This window comes from Gordonia sp. WA4-43 (assembly GCF_020520305.1).
Classification (GTDB): Bacteria; Actinomycetota; Actinomycetes; order Mycobacteriales; family Mycobacteriaceae; genus Gordonia; species Gordonia hongkongensis.
In genome coordinates this window covers 3738863-3758266 of the sequence record NZ_CP084736.1, presented here as the reverse complement: position 1 = coordinate 3758266, position 19404 = coordinate 3738863, and the positions used below count along the sequence as shown (strand labels likewise).

The 19404-nt window shown below is 66.2% G+C and carries 13 protein-coding genes, 3 pseudogenes and 1 other annotated feature; of the genes and pseudogenes, 13 read left to right on the top strand and 3 right to left on the bottom strand.

Annotated features, from left to right (window positions below):
• The first annotated feature begins 5 nt into the window (after positions 1 to 5).
• The 8 genes from nuoL to LEL84_RS16845 all read left to right on the top strand — a co-directional run bounded on the left by nuoL (position 6) and on the right by LEL84_RS16845 (position 10130).
• Entirely contained in the window at positions 6 to 1919 is a 1914-nt protein-coding gene (gene nuoL / locus LEL84_RS16880) for an NADH-quinone oxidoreductase subunit L (RefSeq protein ID WP_159369890.1), read from the top strand.
• Complete coding sequence (locus tag LEL84_RS16875) at positions 1916 to 3520, top strand: NADH-quinone oxidoreductase subunit M (RefSeq protein WP_137810099.1); 1605 nt, start codon at positions 1916 to 1918, stop codon at positions 3518 to 3520. Before nuoL ends, LEL84_RS16875 begins: the two co-directional genes overlap by 4 nt.
• The gene (gene nuoN / locus LEL84_RS16870; RefSeq protein ID WP_226512247.1) at positions 3520 to 5292 is read left to right on the top strand and encodes an NADH-quinone oxidoreductase subunit NuoN; all 1773 of its coding nucleotides are present in this window, start codon (positions 3520 to 3522) and stop codon (positions 5290 to 5292) included. The genes LEL84_RS16875 and nuoN overlap by 1 nt, the downstream gene beginning before the upstream one ends.
• A gap of 271 nt (positions 5293 to 5563) precedes the next feature.
• Positions 5564 to 6103: an LpqN/LpqT family lipoprotein gene (locus LEL84_RS16865; RefSeq protein ID WP_226512246.1), complete on the top strand. Its 540-nt coding sequence runs from the start codon at positions 5564 to 5566 to the stop codon at positions 6101 to 6103.
• Positions 6104 to 6152: 49 nt separating this feature from the next.
• Positions 6153 to 6398 carry a hypothetical protein gene (locus tag LEL84_RS16860; RefSeq protein ID WP_226512245.1) on the top strand — a complete coding sequence of 82 codons (246 nt, stop codon included), beginning with the start codon at positions 6153 to 6155 and terminating at the stop codon, positions 6396 to 6398.
• A 58-nt stretch (positions 6399 to 6456) separates the two neighbouring features.
• Entirely contained in the window at positions 6457 to 7335 is an 879-nt protein-coding gene (locus LEL84_RS16855) for a LysR family transcriptional regulator (RefSeq protein ID WP_226512244.1), read from the top strand.
• Positions 7332 to 8258, top strand: a complete 927-nt coding sequence (locus tag LEL84_RS16850; protein ID WP_226512243.1) for a serine hydrolase — start codon at positions 7332 to 7334, stop codon at positions 8256 to 8258. Before LEL84_RS16855 ends, LEL84_RS16850 begins: the two co-directional genes overlap by 4 nt.
• A gap of 99 nt (positions 8259 to 8357) precedes the next feature.
• Positions 8358 to 10130 carry a penicillin-binding transpeptidase domain-containing protein gene (locus LEL84_RS16845; protein WP_226512242.1) on the top strand — a complete coding sequence of 591 codons (1773 nt, stop codon included), beginning with the start codon at positions 8358 to 8360 and terminating at the stop codon, positions 10128 to 10130.
• 68 nt (positions 10131 to 10198) lie between these two features.
• Here LEL84_RS16845 and LEL84_RS16840 read toward each other — a convergent pair whose 3' ends face one another.
• From LEL84_RS16840 to LEL84_RS16830, 3 genes are all read right to left on the bottom strand, one after another.
• On the bottom strand, positions 10199 to 11800 hold the full coding sequence (locus LEL84_RS16840; protein ID WP_226512241.1) for an alkaline phosphatase D family protein: 1602 nt from the start codon (positions 11798 to 11800) through the stop codon (positions 10199 to 10201).
• Positions 11801 to 11886: 86 nt separating this feature from the next.
• Positions 11887 to 13566, bottom strand: coding sequence for a nuclease-related domain-containing DEAD/DEAH box helicase (locus LEL84_RS16835; RefSeq protein ID WP_159369885.1), 1680 nt, complete (start codon positions 13564 to 13566; stop codon positions 11887 to 11889).
• 125 nt (positions 13567 to 13691) lie between these two features.
• A complete protein-coding gene (locus LEL84_RS16830; protein ID WP_226512240.1) occupies positions 13692 to 14411 on the bottom strand; it encodes an NUDIX hydrolase in 720 nt (239 codons plus the stop codon).
• 144 nt (positions 14412 to 14555) lie between these two features.
• Here LEL84_RS16830 and LEL84_RS16825 point away from each other — a divergent pair.
• The 5 genes and pseudogenes from LEL84_RS16825 to LEL84_RS16805 all read left to right on the top strand — a co-directional run.
• Positions 14556 to 14867, top strand: a pseudogene (locus LEL84_RS16825) (VWA domain-containing protein); the annotation flags it as partial.
• A gap of 54 nt (positions 14868 to 14921) precedes the next feature.
• Positions 14922 to 16204, top strand: a pseudogene (locus tag LEL84_RS16820) (IS3 family transposase).
• Positions 15200 to 15328: a sequence feature (AL1L pseudoknot), on the top strand. It overlaps the preceding pseudogene by 129 nt.
• Before the next feature lie 34 nt (positions 16205 to 16238).
• Positions 16239 to 17192 (top strand): annotated as a pseudogene (locus LEL84_RS16815) (hypothetical protein); the annotation flags it as partial.
• Between the two features lie 43 nt (positions 17193 to 17235).
• Positions 17236 to 18732 (top strand): ADP-ribosylglycohydrolase family protein, encoded by a 1497-nt coding sequence (locus LEL84_RS16810; protein ID WP_226512239.1) that lies wholly within the window; start codon positions 17236 to 17238, stop codon positions 18730 to 18732.
• A 202-nt stretch (positions 18733 to 18934) separates the two neighbouring features.
• Positions 18935 to 19372, top strand: a complete 438-nt coding sequence (locus LEL84_RS16805) for an LppP/LprE family lipoprotein (protein ID WP_226512238.1) — start codon at positions 18935 to 18937, stop codon at positions 19370 to 19372.
• The last annotated feature ends 32 nt before the right edge of the window (positions 19373 to 19404 follow it).

The following is a 19404-nucleotide window of genomic DNA, read 5'->3' as shown; positions in this document are numbered from 1 at the left end:
GATTGGTGAACGCCGAACTCACTGCGTCATTGCTCTGGCTGATACCGGCTCTGCCGCTCCTGGGTGCGGCGATCCTCCTTCTCGGTGGTCGCGCCACGGACCGGTGGGGGCATTTGCTCGGGACGGGCCTCGCGATCGCGTCGTTCGCGGTGGCGCTGATCATGTTCATCGGCATGGTGTCCCGATCTGCCGACGACCGCGTCGTGTCGGACGTCCTGTTCAGTTGGGTACCGGTGGGCGAGCTCCAGGTCGACTTCGGGTTTCTCCTCGACCAGCTGTCGATGTGCTTCGTCCTGCTGATCACCGGCGTCGGCTCGCTCATCCACGTCTATTCGATCGGCTACATGCAGCACGATCCGGATCGTCGCCGATTCTTCGCCTACCTCAACCTGTTTCTCGCGGCCATGCTCGTCCTGGTCCTGGCCGACAACTACCTGGGTCTCTACCTCGGCTGGGAAGGCGTCGGACTCGCGTCGTACCTGCTGATCGGTTTCTGGCAGCACAAGCCGTCGGCGGCCACCGCGGCCAAGAAGGCATTCGTCGTCAACCGGGTCGGCGACATCGGACTCGCTGTCGCCCTGATGATCATGTTCGCCACCTTTGGCTCAGTGGCCTTCACCGCGGTGTTCGACGGTGCCTCCCAGGCGGGCGAGACGACACTCACCGCACTGGGTTTCGTGCTTCTTCTCGCCTCATGCGGCAAGTCGGCGCAGGTGCCGCTGCAGTCGTGGCTGGGCGACGCGATGGAGGGCCCGACGCCGGTGTCGGCGCTGATCCACGCCGCGACCATGGTGACCGCAGGCGTCTACCTCATCGTGCGCTCGGGCCCGATCTTCGACCTCGCCCCCGCCGCCCAGGTCGGGGTCGTGGTCGTCGGCGCGGTCACCCTGCTGTTCGGCGCCGTCATCGGTTGCGCGAAGGACGACATCAAGAAGGCGCTCGCCGCGTCGACGATGAGCCAGATCGGGTACATGGTCCTGGCCGCCGGGCTCGGTCCGGCGGGTTACGCGTTCGCCATCATGCACCTGCTCACCCACGGCTTCTTCAAGGCGGGGCTGTTCCTCGGTGCGGGATCGGTGATGCACGGGATGAACGACGAGACCGACATGCGCCGCTACGGCGGATTGCGCACCCTCATGCCGATCACGTTCGTCACCTTCGGTGTCGGGTATCTCGCGATCATCGGTGTGCCGCCGTTCGCGGGCTTCTACTCGAAGGACCACATCATCGAGGCCGCGTTCGGCGCCGGTGGAGCGAAAGGTCTGATCCTCGGTGGCGCAGCACTTCTCGGCGCTGGGATCACCGCGTTCTACATGACCCGGGTCATGTTGCTCACCTTCTTCGGCGAGAAGCGTTGGCACGACGGCACGCACGCGCCGGCACCTCACCCGCACGAGTCGCCGCGTGTCATGACCGGCCCGATGATCCTGATCGCGCTCGGCTCCGTTGCATCGGGCGGCCTGCTGGCCATCGGCGGGTCGCTGGAGACGTGGCTCGAACCCGTTGTCGGAGGACACACCGAGCACCATCTCCTCCCGGTGTGGGCCATGACGGCGATCATCCTGCTCGTGGTCGCCGTCGGCGTGGCTGTCGCCTACCGTCAGTACGCGACTCGACCGGTGCCGGTGACCGCGCCCGAGGACGTATCGGTGCTCACCGTCGCCGCTCGCCGCGATCTGTACGGCGACGCCGTCAACGAGGAGCTGCTGATGCGGCCGGGTCAGCGGGTCACCGCCGGCCTCGTCGCGGTCGAGTCCGACGGCGTCGACGCGCTCACCAGTGGTGTCGGTGATGCGGTGACCGGCGCGTCGCGTCGAATACGCGGGTGGCAGAACGGTTATGTCCGGTCGTATGCCTTGTCGATGTTCGCGGGTACCACCGTGATCGTGGCCCTGGTGATGGCGGTGAACGTCCTGTGAGCATCCCCTGGTTGACCATCCTCTGGGTTGCGCCCGCCGTCGGCGCGGCCCTCGTCCTCGCGGTCCCGGCGCACCGGGCGACCGCGGCGAGATGGTTCGCGCTCGTGGTGTCCGTGGCTGTCCTCGTCCTCTCGGTCGGTCTCGCGGCCGGTTTCGATCCCGGTGGGGAGCGCTACCAGTTCGTCGAAGACGTCAGCTGGATACCGGCGCTGGGTACGCGGTATGCGCTGGGGCTCGACGGCATCGGACTCGTCCTGGTGCTGCTGACCGCGGCGCTCCTGCCCCTGCTGCTCGTGGCCGGCTGGCGCGATGCCGAGTCGGCGGGCTCGCTGGACAATTCGGGTGGCCGCGCGCAGAAGGGCCCGCACATCTACCTGGCGCTGTTCCTCGCCACCGAGGCGATGGTGCTGATGAGCTTCGTCGCGCTCGACGTGCTGCTGTTCTACATCTTCTTCGAGGCGATGCTCATCCCGATGTACTTCCTGATCGGCGGGTTCGGCACCGGACCCAACCGATCGGCAGCCGCGGTGAAGTTCCTGTTGTACAACCTCTTCGGCGGACTCCTTCTGTTGGCCGCGGTCATCGGACTGTACGTGGTGACCGCCCAGGACGGGGTGGGCCCAGACGGTGGCGGGACGTTCGCGCTGCCGGACATCGCCGCAGCTGTCGCGAGCGGACAGATCGACGACTCGACCGGGTTGGCCAAACTCCTGTTCCTCGGCTTCCTGTTCGCCTTCGCGGTGAAAGCACCGCTGTGGCCGTTGCATTCGTGGTTGCCCGACGCCGCCGTCGCCGCCACGCCCGCCTCGGCGGTGCTGATGATGGCCGTGATCGACAAGGTCGGGACCTTCGCGATGCTGCGATTCTGCATGCAGCTGTTCCCGGACGCATCCCAGTACTTCGCGCCGCTCGTCTGCGGACTCGCGGTCGTCAGCATCGTCTACGGCGCGGTCCTGGCAATCGGCCAGACCGACGTGATGCGGCTCATCGCCTACACCTCCATCTCGCACTTCGGCTTCATCATCCTCGGCATCTTCGCGATGACCGACCAGGGCCAGACCGGGTCGACGCTCTACATGGTCAACCACGGGATCTCCACCGCCGCACTGTTCCTCATCGCCGGCTTCCTCGTATCACGTCGTGGGAGCACCCTGATCGCCGACTACGGCGGCGTGCAGAAGGTCGCGCCCGTCCTCGCCGGCACCTTTCTCGTCGCCGGGCTCGCCACCCTCTCGCTCCCGGGGCTGGCCCCGTTCATCAGCGAGTTCCTGGTTCTCATCGGCACCTTCACCCGCTACCCGGTGGCGGCGGTGATCGCCTGCTCGGCGCTCGTCCTGTCGGCGATCTACATCCTGTGGACTTATCAGCGCATGATGGGCGGACCGACGAAACCGGCCGGCGACCGCTTGTCGTCGATGCGGGACCTGGCGGGTCGCGAACTCGTGGTCGTCGCTCCGCTGCTCGCCCTCCTCATCGCGCTGGGGGTGTATCCGAAGCCGATGATCGACCTGATCGATCCGGCGGTACAGGCAACGCTCACCACTGTCGGCGTCGAGGCGCCGGAACCGGCCGTCGCCGAGTCTGATCCGGAGGGCAACTGATGACATCGACCACCCTCGTCGACGGTCCGATGACGCTGGCCGCCATCGACACCCCCAGCGTCGAATACGCATCTCTCGCACCGATGCTCATCGTGTTCGGCGTCGGGGTCGTCGGGGTGCTCGTCGAGGCGTTCGCGCCGCGTCGTCTGCGGTATCCCCTGCAACTCTCGCTCGCGCTCGGCGGGTTGGTCGTCGGGTTGGGTGCCCTGATCGCGGTGGCGGTCGCGCAGACACACGATGGCGCGAACGGCGAGTTCGCGATGTCGGGTGCGGTCGTGATCGACCGACCGGCGCTGTATCTACAAGGGCTGCTGCTGATCATCGCGGTCATCGCCGTCGGGTTCATGGCCGAGCGCCGACTCGAGCGAGTGGTCGCACCGGTGACGATGCGAAGGCTCGCCGGGGTCGGCGGCGGAGACGACGCGATCACGCGTGGCGGCCCGGCCGGTGGCGGTGTGGACGCCGACATGTTCACCCCCTCCGGTGCCTCGGTACCCAACACCGATGCCGAGTTCGAGGCCACCCGCGCCGGAGCGGTGACGACCGAGGTCTTTCCCCTGGCCCTGCTCGCGGTGGGCGGGATGATGCTGTTCCCGGCGTGTGGGGACCTGCTCACGATGTTCATAGCGCTGGAGGTGTTCTCGCTCCCGCTGTATCTGCTGTGCGGACTGGCCCGGCGTCGGCGCCTCATCTCGCAGGAAGCCTCCCTGAAGTACTTTCTGCTGGGCGCCTTCTCGTCCGCGTTCTTCCTGTTCGGAGCGGCCTTCGTCTACGGCGCCACGGGTTCGCTGAACCTCTCGACGATCGGAGCGTCGATCTCGACGACCGCCGACAGCGGCGGTGACACCACGCTCGCACTCATCGGGCTGGCGCTGCTCGCCGTCGGCCTGCTCTTCAAAGTGGGTGCGGTGCCGTTCCATTCGTGGATTCCGGATGTCTACCAGGGCGCTCCGACGCCCGTCACCTCGTTCATGGCCGCCGCCACCAAGGTCGCCGCTTTCGGCGCGTTGCTCCGGGTCTTCTACGTCGGTTTCCCGGGCCTGCGTGAGCAATGGGAACCCGCGTTGTGGGCGGTGGCCATCGCGTCGATGGTCATCGCCTCGGTCATGGCGGTGACCCAGAACGACGTCAAGCGGATGCTCGCGTACTCGTCCATCGCGCACGCCGGGTTCATCCTGCTCGGCCTGATCGCCTTCGACGAGGCCGGACTCGGCGCCACGCTGTTCTACCTCGCCGCCTACGCGTTCACCACTCTCGGCGCCTTCGCCACCGTCGCCGTCATCCGCGAGCCCGACACCGACTCCAGTCCGTCCGCCCGTACAGTCGCCATCCACGGCACGGCACCGCTGCCGCGAAACCCGCACCTGTCCGGCCGCGAGGCCACCGACCTCACCCAGTGGTCGGGGTTGGGGCGCCGTTACCCGCTGGTGGGCGCCATGTTCTCGGTGTACCTGCTCTCGTTCGCAGGCATCCCGCTGACCAGTGGCTTCATCGCCAAGTTCGACGTCTTCGCCGCAGCAGCCGGTTCCGGCGGCGGCGTCCTAGTGGTCATCGGCGTCATCAGCAGCGCCATCGCCGCCTACGTCTACGTCCGCATCATCGTCGCCATGTTCTTCGACGACGTTCCCACCTCCGGCGCCCCGCACGTGGTGAAACCCAGTGTGCTGACGACGACCGGCATCGCCCTGTGCACTCTGATGACGGTCGCCCTCGGCATCTTTCCGCAACCGCTGCTCGACCTCGCCGACGCGGCAGCGGTGTTCTTGCGCTGACAGATGATCAGGAACGGATCCGTCAACGAAACGTCGACCACTGCGGAGTTGTGCAGGATCGTGCACGGTCACATATCGAGTTGGGGCATTTGGGTCCGGTATGCGACGCAGACTGCCCCCGCGTCAGGCACTATGGTCGCGCTACGTCGTCCAAACGCATCGTCCGACCTGCGGGTCTTCTCTAGCCGATGTCCCGTCTCCGTCAACGCTCAGCAAAAGACCGAGCGGCAACGGATATTGTGAGCGATCCATCAAAATAGGAGCGCCGCCAATGTCTGATCTCGACCCCCTCGGTGAGCGTCTACGCCTAATGGCGGTGTCTCAGGCAAAAGTGACCGATCACCGATCGGTTGCCGGAATCGTTCGGGTGGACGTTGATCACGCGGCGTATCAACGCGACCCAGCAGCGGCACGGTGCGGTCTCCTCGACCGCTACGTCGCCACCGCTCACGCGGACCGTGGCGGTCATGACGCGATTTCTATCGCCCTTACGAGATTCATCGTCGATTCTTCGGTCGACGTGAATGACCTGCTCGACCACGCGTTCGTGGAGTCTCGTGGCCTCCCCGGATGGATCGAGGACCGAGCGGACCGATTCCCGGTCAGCAACCGCACCGAAGGCGGAACCATCCAAGCCGGGCACTGGGTCGGCCCGGACGGACGGTCGCGGTATCTCGCGAACAAGGACGTGCTGTACCAACGAGCGAACGTCGTGTATCTGCTGCAGACTTCTGCAACCACCGCGTCCACCAGCACGACGGTGCAGGCAGGTTTGCAGGACATCGTGGTGTCAGCCCACCTCGAGGATTGAGAGCGACATGGTGACCCGGAACTCCGTTGTGTCCGATCTGGAGTCGGCCATGAACACCGTCATCCACTTCGTCGCCGATCCGGATGATGCCAGCTGGTACATGGGTGACGCCGAGCGACATACTCTCTACCTGCGTATGGGCGATTTCCCTGATGAGGAGGCGTTCTCGCTGTACCTCGGTCACGGCAGATGGATGGACTTCTCAACTCCTCCGGCCACTTGGACGATCGCGACTCCGACACAATGGCCGCCAACTGCGCGTCCTCGGTTACCCAAAGGCGAGTTCCACGAGTGACACTCGCCCACTTCTCAGCTGAACCCTTCCCGCGTGCAACCATGCCATCCTGGAACCCGTGGATCTGATCAGGCACTTGCGGTTCTTCGTCGCCGTGGCCGAGGAGGGCCACTTCGGCGAGGCCGCTACGCGCCTGGAGATGACGCAGCCGCCGGTTTCTCAGGGTCTGCGTCGCCTGGAGAAGCAGCTGGGACTCCAGCTCATCCGACGCACCACTCGCGGCGCCGAACTCACCGATGCCGGACGCGAACTGCTTCCGCGCGCACGTCTACTCGTCGACGACGCTTCGAGATTCGTCGGCGAGGCCCGGCGGCTCCACGAGCGTACCGAGGTATTGCGTTGGGGTACCCCATCACTGGTCGGCCCGACGATCACGGCCACGCTAGCACGCCGCATCGCCGGGGTCGCGTCCGGACAGGACACGGTCAGCTCCTCGACGGTGAATCTTGTCGAACAGGTGTCGGCCGGGTCACTCGACCTTGCGGTCGTCGAAGCGCCCTGCGTCACCGGGTCGTTGGCCACCGGACCGGTCGTCGTCCTCAAGCGTTCGATCGTGGTGCCCGCTTCGCATCCGACAGCAGATGCCGATCGGCCGCGCCTGCGCCAACTCGCGGGGTTGCACTTCTGCCACACACCAAGGTCGTTCAACCCGCCTGCGCACGACCAGCTGATCGACCGGCTCCGAGAGTCCGGCCTCGACCCGCAGCTGAATCCGGTGACGTCCGCCGACCAAGTACTGGCGGCAGTAGCTGCCGGGCACGCCTTCGCGCTGACCGTTGATAGCGATGTCCTTGCTGCGGTCGACGCCGTTCGCTGCCTGTCCGTCGGACCGGACGCCACCGCGCTGCGCCTTCGCGTCGTCTACCGCGAACCCGGCCTCAGCGAGGTGGCTGAGGTCGTCACCGCCGCCCTCTACCGGATCGGCAAGGCGACGTGAGCTCGTCGGCGCCCCTCCCCGAGTCGGTCCGCACCCAGCTCGACCGCGCTGTCCACGAGACCTTCGCCGACGCCGGGTGTTCGGGGTGCGTGCATGTTCGGACCATCGGTCCGACGCCGGTCGAGTACTGCCACGACGCCGACACCCCGGTCGTCCTCGCGTCGGTGTACAAACTCGCGGTGTTGGTCTCCCTGTGCCGCATGGCAGATCGCGGCGACATCGATCTCACGGCGTCGATCTCGGTCGATCCCACTCGGTGGGCTCAGGGCCCGACCGGGCTCGCACTGTTCTCGGACCCGGTCACCATTTCCTGGCGCGACCTCGCCACCTCGATGATGACCGTCTCGGACAACGTCGCCGCCGACGTCATACTCGCCCACATCGGACTGCCGCAGATCCACGACGACCTGGTCGACCTCGGCCTCACGCACACCCGCATCGTCGGTGGTGTCGCCGAATCGCACGCACGTCTGCAGCGGGAGACCGGCACGAGCACCGTCGCCGAAGCGTTCGCCGCCCTGGCCGATCCCGACTTCGACGCCTCGGTCAGCGCCTACGACGCCGCCTACTCCAGTGCCGCAACACCGCGCGACTGCACGACGCTGCTGGACGCGATATGGACCGATCGCGCAGCGTCCGCGACGTCGTGCGAGTTCATTCGCCAGACGATGAGGAAACAGGTCTTCACCTCGCGCCTCGCTTCGGGCTTTCCGTTCCGCCGGGTGAGCGTCGCGGGTAAGACGGGCACGCTCGTCGCCGTTCGCAACGAGATCGGCGTCATCGAGTTCCCCGGCGAAGTGCCGATCGCGGTCGCGGTGTTCACGATGAGCGCGAGATCTGAGATGGCACTACCCGAGGTCGACCGCGCCATCGGAGAGGTGGCCCGCGTGATTGTCACCGAACTCCGAAGACCGGATGACTGACCTGAAACCGGACCAGGAACAGCGACGATAGCGAACCGCTATCGGCCGATCGCGTGCCGAAACTTGGCATCACGGCGTCCCGATGGGTTGGCTCGGGTCATGCGTCGATGGTGGGCACTGGTGAGTGCATGTATGGCGATCGTGGGCACGATGTCGGGTTGCTTCCTGTCCTCAGAATCACCTGAGGAGGCGCTACGGTCGTTCGCGGCCGCGCTGCAGGAGGGCGATGCCACCAGAGCCGCGGCGCTCACCGACGATCCGACCGCGGCAGGCGCGGCGATCACCGCCATGTTCGATGGCATGGGCCGCACGCCCAAGCTCTCGGTCGCGGCCGACCTGGTCGACGACAAGGAGGTCAGCGGCACACTCGACCATCGCTGGCAGATCCGCGATCGGAGCGTCGAGTATCAGACCTCTGTCGTTCTCGCCGAGTCGGATTCCCAATGGAAGATCCGGTGGCAGCCCTCCGTCCTGCACCGGCAACTCCGTGCCGGGGAATCGTTCTCGTACAGCGACGATCGCGCCTACCGGACGCCGGTCCTCGACACCAACGATCGGCCGCTCATGACCTGGCAGGCCGTCACCCTGGTCGCGTTGCAACGCGCGCAACTCGATTCGGCGGAGATGCTCGCCCGCGCCCTCCGACCCGTCGAACCCGGTATGAGCGCCGCCGGTATCCGCGCGGCCTTCGCAGGCAACAATGCGCCGCAGCACACGGTGATCCGGCTCCGCGAGTCCGATCTCCGGCGCGTCCGGCGCTCGGTGGAGTCGATTCCGGGTGTCGCGCTCAGCGAGCAGGGCGCGCTGCTCAGCGCCACCAGAGCACTGCATTCGCCGGCGATGTCGGGACTCGAGGAGATCTGGCGCGAGCACATCGACGCCACGGCGGGGTGGTCCGTCCAGATCGTCGGCGCCGACGGCACACCCACTCATCTCGTCGACTCAGCGCAACCCGGTGTCACGCCACCGGTACGCACGACCCTCGATCGCGATGTCCAGACCCGAGCACAACTCGCCGTCGACGGCGAACGACGCCCTGCCATGGTCGTGGCCATCGAACCGTCGACCGGAGGCATCGTCGCCGTCGCGCAGAACGATGCTGCCGACAGGTCGGGATCGGTCTCGCTGTCCGGGCTCTACCCTCCGGGTTCGACGTTCAAGACCATCACGACCGCAGCCGCACTGGACGCCGGAGCCGTGCAACCGACGTCACAGGTCCGCTGTCCTGGCCGCACCACGATCGAAGGTCGGACGATCCCGAACGAGGACGACTTCGACCTCGGGACCGTGGCACTTTCAACAGCTTTCGCGCGCTCGTGCAACACGACGATGGGCGCCCTCGCGAACAGGCTGCCCGACGACGCGCTCACCGCCATGGCACGACGGTTCGGCATCGGCGCGGACTACACCGTTCCGGGCCTGACGACCGTCACCGGGTCGGTGCCCCGCGCCGATTCACCTGCGTTGCGGGTCGAGAACGGTATCGGTCAGGGTACGGTGACGGTCAGCCCCTTCGGTCTCGCCCTGGCCGAGGCGAGCCTCGCGCGCGGTGAGACCGTGACCCCCGGCCTGGTTCGCGGAATGGACACGACGGGAGACGTGGAACCGCAACAGATCCCGGGCGACATCACTCGTGCGCTCCGAGGCATGATGCGTGACACCGTCACCCGCGGGACGGCAACCGCACTACGCGACATCCCCGGCCTCGGCGGCAAGACCGGCACGGCGGAGTACGGCGACAACAAGAACCCGCATGGCTGGTTCGCCGGGATCGTCGGGGACCTGGCGTTCGCGACGCTCGTCGTCGGAGGCGGGTCGTCCGCACCCGCTGTCGAGGTGACAGGAGAGTTCCTGCGGCCGCTGAGCGAGTGAGCAGCTTCCGCAGAGTGCGGGAACGGCACCGGATTCCGGGACGAATCCCGCACTCTGTCAACGGGTCGTCACGACGCCGGCTCGAGGTCCTTTCGGTACAGGGTCTTGCCCGACGCGTCGACCAGATCCACGCTCAGCACCTTGGTCCGACCGTCGATCGTCACCTCGCCGAAGTGTTGAAACCCCTCCGCCGGTGACACATTCGACTCGGTGGGCGCGTGGACGAATTCGTATTCGGCACCGAATGTGCTGTCCAACGGGCTCTCCGGGAACGCACCGGCGTGCAACGGGCCGGCGACGAACTCCCAGAACGGCGCGAAATCCTTGAAGCCGGCGCGGTCTGGCTCGTAGGAGATCGCGGCAGTGTAGTGGACATCGGCGGTCAGGAACACCACGTTCCGAACGTTCTTCGTCTGAGACAAGATGCGAGAGAACGCGATCTCACGACCAAGCGGATCGCCGGCATCACCCTGGGCCACCGCTTCCATTGCCTTCGGACCGTCCGGCGGTGTCGTGTTCTTGTCCGCCACGACGATGCTCAGCGGCAGGTCATTGGCGACGACCTTCCAGGTCGCCGTCGAACCCCGCAGTCCGTCGATGAGCCACTGGGTCTGTTCCGGACCGAGCAAGCCGTCGACGTTGTCCCCTGACCACGCATCGGGGTTCGGGTCCTTGTGGCTGCGCATGTCGAGGATGAAGACGTCGAGCAGCGGACCGTATGACACCCTGCGGTACAGACGATCCGAAGCACCGATCTCGACGGGCTGCCATTCCTGCCACGCCTGACGTCCGTTGCGCGCCAACACGTCGACGCTCATCTCGGTGTAACCCTCGCGGCCCTGCCCCTCGAGGCTCTCCCCGGGGAACCAGTTGTTGACGACCTCGTGGTCGTCCCACTGCACCAGCTGCGGGACTGATCCGACGAAGCGTCGGAAGTGGTCGTCGGTCAGGTTGTACGCGTAGTTTCCACGAAACTGATCGACGGTCTGCGCCACCTGCGCCTTCGCCGGACTGGTGATGTTCCGATAGGTCTTCCCGTCGTTCTGTTCCTGAGTCGCCTCGACCGGGTTGTCGGCGTAGATAGCGTCGCCGGAGTGGATGAAGAACTGCGGATCACGGTCGGCCATGGTGGCGAAGATGGTCATCCCGCCCATATCGGGGTTGATGCCCCACCCCTGCCCGACCACGTCGCCGGACCACTGGAACCTGATGTCGCCGTCTCGTACCGGAGCTGTCGTGAAGATTCCGGTCGCCGGTTCGGAGAGCGCGCCGTCCTCACCTTCGAAGGTGACGCGATAGTGCACGGTCTGGCCGGGCTCCAGGCCGGCCACCCGCAGTCGGCCGGTCCCGTCGCCGGCGGGCGTCACCTGCGGTCCGCGGAATTTCCGTGCAGCGCCGAAGGACTCGCTCGATGCGGTCTCGACGATCATGGTCGCCGGCCGGTCCGACCGCGCCCACACCAGCGCCCCTCCGCTGGTCACCTCGCCGGTGGCCACCCCGTGGGTGAGGACCGGCCGGTTTCTGACCAGACTCGGCGTCGCCGAACCAGGATTCGACGACCCACAGGCCGCCAGCGCGGACCCGACCGGGACGAGGAGCGCGCCCGCGGCGGCAGTCCGCAGAATCGTGCGTCGGGACGTGGGACGGTCTGCTCGATGAGGTCGGGTCACGGGCGCCAGGGTGGCGCAGCACTTCCAATGGCTGGTGAAGCGCAGGTGAAGTCTCGGCGTCCGTCCGGCTCGCGCGCGGCAACACATCAGCGAGATCTACGCGTTCCGTCCCCTGATGGAACGAGACGCCGGGCCACCTCGGGACCGCCGACCTCCAAAACGAATTGCGGGTCTCCGCAAACGATCAACTGATCACGCGCCCGAGACAGCCCGACGTAGAGCCGCTCGCGTGACCGCTCCCACGACTTCTCCTCGTTGAGCGCAAGCACGATGACGCGCCGTTCCAGACCTTTGAAACCCAGCACGTGACCGTAGAAGACCTGTTCGGCATCCCAGAACGACGACCAGTACTCCCGATTTCCCTGCGACTGGCGCGCCTTCTGTTCCTCGTGTCGGCTGCCGGTCGTCAGCAGCGCGATGTCTTCCGGGCGCCATCCGTCCTCGAGCAGCGGGTCGATCTGATCGTCGGCCACACCGAGTGCTTCCTCAGCCGTGCAGGCGATGAACCGGACCGACGGCCCGTCGCCACCGTTGAGCCTCATCCGTTGCCCGACGAGCGGTTTGAACGCCTCTGCGATCTGTTTGGTGTTGCGCAGATTGTGGTCGAGGACGAGTGGCACCAGGTCGACGGGCGGCGACCCCTGCCGAGCGAACACACGCTGGGCCTCGTCGCTGAACACGAAGATCCCGCTGGTGTCCTCGTCACGCAGGCAGGCGAGCATCGGCTTCCACCATTCGTCGGCGAAGTCCTGCGCTTCGTCGACCACGATCGCGTCGAATCGCCTGCCCGGCGAAAGCGCCTGGGCCAGTTCGTACATCTGCTGCGGCAGCGTGTACTCCCAGAAGTCCGACGCGGCCTTGGTGCGCTCCTGCTCGTCGGGTCCGCTTGCGGCTCCCCACGTGATTCCCAGTTCATGGAACTCGCCCACATAGGCGGGTCGTTCCTTGCGACTCCAGGTTGCGGTGAGCCGCTCGAGATACGAAGCGAGTCCGTGTGAATAGCAAACCAGCGCAACACGTTGTCCGTCACGCGCCAGACGCCGAGCTTGTTCGATGGCGAGGAACGTCTTGCCGCTTCCGGCGCCACCCCGGATCTCGACGCGACGGAGTTGATGGGCGGCCCGTAGGATGACAGCCTGCTGAGAGGTCAGAGCGTCGGCCACCTCTTCGTTCTCCAGCGCGCGGGCCACAACGTCGCGCTGCGGCAGGCCACGCCCGCTCAGCACCGTGGCGAGCTGCTCGATCCCGGGACCGTCGAGGACCGGAAGGCTCCCGACTTTCTGCAGCAGAACCTCTCGAATCAGCGGCGATATCTGCTCAATCTGATTGCGGTCGACGATCTTCCACCGCGGACAGTCCGCCAGCGCGAACGCGGGCCCGACTTCCGAGTGCGGGAACACGACCATGTGATCCCATCTCACCCGCCCCTGAGTCCATCTCGGATCCGATTCGACGAACTCTCGCAGTGCGTAGCAGCCACCGCGGGCCTGCCCGACGGGGTCGATACGTTTGGCAGACTGCCCTGCCCGCTCCTGCCACCACGATGTTCCGTCGTGCCACACTTCACCGCCTTTCACTTCGACGCAGACGATTCCGGCGCCGGCGATGGCAACGAGGAAATCGATCTCGTGATCCTTCGCGTGGTCGGTGACGCGCTGTCCGACGATCAGCAGGTCGTCCTCAAGCAACTGTCCGACGATCGCCTTGAACACAGTCTCTTCACTCGACGCCGCGAATCGCGGAGTCGCAGGAAGTACTGTCACCACCGCGTTCCCCTTCCACCAGGCGGTTCATCTACGTCGACACCTCGACTGTCACTCATCCTGCCCCCACTGAGGACCAGGGCGCAGGACTCGCAGGTAGGGACCAGCGATTTGAAGACTCTTTCGCATCAGAAAGCCGGCGGATCCGCACTCGGCAACCGCCATCCGAAGGTTGCCGTCGGCGGCGCCTCCTTCGCGAACAGCCGCGCCGGACGGCCGCCGGCGACACGTGTGACCGGGTTTCCGTCGCCGTCGGTCTGCGGCGCCAGCAGAGGCTGGACCCGCCGGTTGAACGAATCCCGCATCAAGCGTCGCCCCAGGATCGCCTCGTGAAGCTCTCGCAGTTCTGACAGGGTGTACGGCTCCCGCAGCAGATTGTCCGGGTCGGGCTTGTCCTCGTAGCGCTCGCGCAGATTGTCGGTGGCTGCTGCCAGTATGGCGTCGTGGTCGTACAGCAGCCGCTCCCCTGAAGCCAGAGCCCCGTCCGGCGTCACCTCGACGAGTTCTCCGGTCACCCCACCCAGGTCGTCGGCTCCCAACGCGACCACATGCGCGATCGAGATCGTCCAGCCCCGTGGATCTCGATCAGGATCACTGAACACCGCCAGAAGATGCGGATGAACGTGATCGGGCGAGAGCCCCAGCTTCAGCTCAAGTACCTCACGCACGGTGTCAGTGACCGAACGTCGCTCCCTCACGAACCGACCTGGCAAAGCCACGCGCCCTGAGTCGGGATGCCGCTGTACGACAACGTGCACAGCACCTGCAGCGACGGTCAGCACGGCGATGTCGACGGCGACGTTGGGGCGCGGATAGTCAGACAACTGTTCGGACGATCTCGAAGCCACCGCTTGACACTATGCGATAATTTGCGCAAACTACTAATCGCATTACTGCGTAAAGGGTGTCTCAAGGCCCATTTCCCCGCCGTCCGCAGCACGGGCCTCACCTCTCCAGGGCACACGCGCCCACCTCACCACCGAAGGAGCATCATGAAGCTCTCTGCCGCACTGGATTTCGACGTCGTCGCCCTGGAATCCGCCGATGAGCTGACGGTTCTCGTGGAGCTGGTAGCACCGGAGGCGCCGACTGCGAACCGGCCCCCGACGGCCCTGCAGGTCGTTCTCGACCGCAGCGGCTCCATGTCCGGCGCGCCGCTCGACGGCGCCAAGAAGGCGCTGGCCGGGGTGGTCGCCCAACTCGACCCGCACGACGTGTTCGGCGTCGTCACGTTCGACGACACGGCCCAGGTGGCGCTGCCTGCTTCGACGTTGATGGACAAGCAGCGCGCCGCCGACGCGATCAGTGAAACGCCCCGGGTTTGTCGGAGGCTCTCGAATCTGTGAAGGATGGAGAGCATGGCAGCACCACGGAAGTACAGCGTTGAGCTGAAGGAGCGGGCGACGCGGATGGCGGTGGAGGCCCGCAAGGACCCAGCCACGCGACCAGGGGCGCTCAAACGGATCGGCGATCAACTCGGTGTGCACCCGGAGTCGCTTCGCACCTGGGTCAAGCAGGCCGAGATCGATGGCGGGGACCGCCCGGGGACCACGACCAGCGAGGCTGAGCGGATCGCGCAGCTGGAACGGGAGAACCGGGAGTTGCGGCGGGCGAACACCATCTTGAAGCAGGCATCAGCTTTCTTTGCGGCGGAGATCGACCGCCCACAGCGTTGATCGTGGAGTTCGTCGCCGCTTTCCGCGACGAACACGGAGTCGATCCGATCTGCGCGGCCCTGCGCGACACGGCCGCCCAGATCGCTCCGTCCACAGTCCGAGCCCATCTGAGCTCTCGACGAGTCGAGGCGCCACGGGTGGTCCGTGACCGCGAGATCCTCGGTGAGATCCGCACCGTGCATGCCGACAATCTCGGCGTCTACGGTGCCCGCAAAGTCCACGCCGAACTACGCAGAAAGGGTATCGGCGTGGCCCGGTGCACCGTCGAGCGGTTGATGAAAGCTGATGGGCTGCAGGGGATAACGAGATCCAAGACGCGGAAGACCACGCACAGCGAGGGGGCCGAAACTCCGCAGCCGGCCGATCGTGTCGAACGGCAGTTCACCGCGGCGGCGCCCAACGCGCTGTGGGTGGCGGACCTGACCTACATCCGCACACACTCGGGGTGGGTGTATGCCGCGTTCATCCTCGACGTCTTCTCAAGGATGGTCGTGGGCTGGCAGGTCTCGACCACCATGCACACCGACCTCGCGCTCGACGCCTTGGATATGGGGTTGTGGGCGCGGTCGCGTGCCGGCCAGGGCGTGGCCGGGCTGATTCACCACTCCGACCGCGGAGTGCAGTATCGAGCCATCCGCTACACCGAACGTCTCGCCGAAGCAGACGCAGTGACTTCTGTTGGCTCCAAGGGTGATTCGTACGACAATGCGATGGCCGAGGCGTTCAACTCGTTGTTCAAGGCCGAGTGTATCCGTAACCCAGTCATGCGCCCTCGCGGTGGCTGGGGCGGTGTCGGCGAGGTCGAGATCGCCGTCGCCGAGTACATCGACTGGTTCAACCACCGCCGCCTGCACGGCGAGATCGGGCACGTCCCACCCGTCGAGTACGAGACCACCTACTGGTCGACCCACACAGTCACCAGCTACCGTGAGAACCCGGTCCCGGCAGTCGCTGGAACCAAGTAAACGAGCCCCCAGCAAACCCGGGGCGATTCACAGGGCCATCGAAACCGGCGGTTGCACCGACTTGTCGTCGGGTTATCTACGCGGCCTGCAGGAGATACGGCGCGCCGGCGAGTCTGCCGGCATCCGCGGCGGGACCGTCCTGGTGATCAGCGACGGTCACATCAACAGCGGGATCCGCGACGTCGACGAGTTCGCGGGCATCACGGCGAAAGCAGGATCCAAAGGGATCGTCACCTCCACCATGGGCTACGGCCGCGGGTACGACGAAACGTTGTTGTCGGCGATCTCGCGCGCCGGCAACGGAAATCATGTGTTCGCCGATAATCCGGATGCCGCCGGTGCTGCCATCGCGGGTGAGGTCGACGGCCTGCTCTCGAAGTCGGCGCAAGCGGCCACCTTGACCGTTCGATACGACCAGCGCGTCCAAGAGCTCGCGTTGTTCAATGATCTTCCCGCACACCAGATCGGCGATGGTGAGGTGATGATCGAGCTGGGTGATCTCTACGCACTCGAGGAACGAAAACTCTTGCTGCGCATGAAGGTCGGTTCGATTTCCGCCCTCGGCCTGACCGAACTGGCAACGTTGCAGCTGCGCTACGTCGAGACCGCGTCCCTCGTGGAACACACGGTGTCGCTGCCCGTCGTCGTGAACGTCGTCCCTGGCGACGAAGCTGCAGGCCGTGTCCCTGACCCGAAGGTGTACTCCGAGCGTCTCTACCAAGAAGGTCAGCAGGACAAGCTAAAGGCCTCCCGAGCGTACGAGGCCGGCGACATCGACGGCGGTTCGCGGCGCCTCGCACGATCGCGTCAGAAGCTCGAGTACGCCATGCAGGAGGCTCGTCCCGAGGACCGTGCGGCCATCGCCGACGAGATCGCGATGCTCGACCGCTTCGGAGTCAGCGCAGGCGCCCTGGACAGCGTGTATGCATCCAAGGCGATGCGCGCCTCGTACCACCGGACGAACCGCAAGCGTGGCCGACGCCATTGAGGATGTCCGCTTGTTCCCGCCCATCCGACCGAAGGGACCTCACGTGAGTCGACTCACCATCGCCCAACTCGACCGAGCCGCAGGGGTTCTCCTCGGTACAGCCGCCGGGGACGCGCTCGGCGTTCCGTACGAGTTCGAAAGCAGAAGTCTGTGTTCTGACGAGAGACCGATGATGCTCGGCGGCGGACTGGGCGACTTCGCACCCGGCGAGTGGAGCGACGACACGTCGATGGCCATGGCGATCGCACTCGTTGCTGCCAAGGGCGCCGATCTCACCTCCGAGGACGCGATCGACGCCATCGCGACGAACTTTCTGAGTTGGTTCGACGGCAACCCACCAGATGTCGGAGTACAGACCCGCGCGGTGCTGAGCGCCGTTCGACGCGGGTCAGCTTCGAACGATGAGCGCGTCGGGTCCCTCATGCGGGACGAGGCAGCGCGTTTTGCGCAGACACATCCGCGGTCGCCAGGCAACGGAGCGCTCATGCGAACCGCACCGGTCGCGCTGGCGCACCTCCACGACCGGCACCGACTGGCGATCGCCACCCGCGCCGTCACGGAGCTGACCCACGCCGACCCGCTGGCCGGCGACTCGTGTGTGCTGTGGTCCGAAGCCATCCGCACAGCCGTGCTCACCGGGCGGGTCGATGTGTCCACCGGCCTCGACCTGTTGCCCGCCGACCGCAGGTCGCGGTGGTCGCAATGGCTCGACGAGGCGACGACCGCAGATCCGAAAACATTCACTCCCAACGGTTTCACGGTGACCGCGCTCCAGGCCGCCGTCGCCGCGATCATGCAGACGCCGATCCCGGACGACGTTCCGTGCCGCCACCTGCAGCACGCGCTCGATACCGCCATCCGCATCGGGAACGACACGGACACCGTCGCAGCAATCGCGGGCGGTCTACTCGGTGCCCGTTGGGGCGCAAGCGCGGTGCCCTGGTCCTGGAGGCGCGCGGTACACGGTTGGCCTCGGCAGGGTTGCTCACCGGAGGATCGGCCCAGCGATGCGCGGGACCTGGTACGCCTCGGCACCTTGGCCGCGTGCGACGGGCGGGCGGATCCGAAGGGGTGGCCGACCGTCGACGACGTCCGCTATCGGGAGCATGTCGCCACCGAGGTGGTGGCGCATCCGTACGACGACGGCGTGTTGTTGGGGACGCACGCCACGGTCGAGCATGGCGCTGACGCAGTGGTGTCGATGTGCCGGGTCGGTCGACGCCAGACTTGCTTCGCGGGCGCTGCCGACATCGTCGAATCACGGTTGATCGACTCCGACGATCCAGCCGACAACCCGAACCTGGAGTTCGTGATCGCCGACACCGCAGACGCGGTTCGTGGTCTGCGCGCCCAGGGCAGAACCGTGCTGTTGCACTGCGTGGCCGGACACCAGCGAACACCCAGCGTGGCTGTCGCTTACGGTGTCCTGCTCGGCCATCCGGTCGCTGAGGTACAGCAGAAGGTGCTCGAACTACTACCGGCGGCACGGGGTCGCGGACTCGTGTGGGACGCCGGCTCGTCTTCGATCGCAGTTATATGACCGTCTCGGTCGAATGCAGCAACCGCGGGGCCTCACCGGCGTAGCTTCGCAAGTGCATCCACCGTTCGACGCTACCGGGGAGACAACCATGTCCGGCTCACGCCTACGTGCCGTCCAACAACTGATCGTGGTCGCGGTTGCGCTACTCGCCATCACGCTCGCTGCGCCCACAGCATCAGCTGCCCCGCAACGGAGCCAACCGGTGGCCGGAACAGCGGGGCAAGGATTATGCCTCGATCTGAATTCGTCGGAGGTCAAGCTCGGCCTCCGCGCGGTCGGTCCCCCTTTCGGGCAGCCCGGACTGCGATGGGTAGCGCGTCGCGCACCGATGGCGCGATCGCTGGATCGCGCGCCTAACTGCCCGTCCCTGATGTGGGCGACGTTCGACGTCGCGGGCGGCACCGTCTCGTCGCCGGCCGTGGTGCTGCTCTTCCGGCCCGGAAAGTACCTTGGTGTCACCAACCGCCCGACCGGACACACCCGGGTCAGCGGATTCACTCCGGTGAGCGTCACCGTGACCTACCGCTGGCCACGTGCCGCGGACGCCAATGCCAATCCGACGGGTGGCCCGGTCTCATCGACTTTCGTACAGGTCTTCGACCGCGTGTTCAGGTTCGGGGAGTTGCCGCCGGGGGTGTGACAAGCGACTTTCATAGCTTGGGTACCGATGCG

Coding starts and splice junctions, on each gene's coding strand:
- nuoN (WP_226512247.1), top strand. CDS start 3,520: ATGACATCGACCACCCTCGTCGACGGTCCGATGACGCTGGCCGCCATC.
- LEL84_RS16865 (WP_226512246.1), top strand. CDS start 5,564: ATGTCTGATCTCGACCCCCTCGGTGAGCGTCTACGCCTAATGGCGGTG.
- LEL84_RS16860 (WP_226512245.1), top strand. CDS start 6,153: ATGAACACCGTCATCCACTTCGTCGCCGATCCGGATGATGCCAGCTGG.
- LEL84_RS16845 (WP_226512242.1), top strand. CDS start 8,358: ATGCGTCGATGGTGGGCACTGGTGAGTGCATGTATGGCGATCGTGGGC.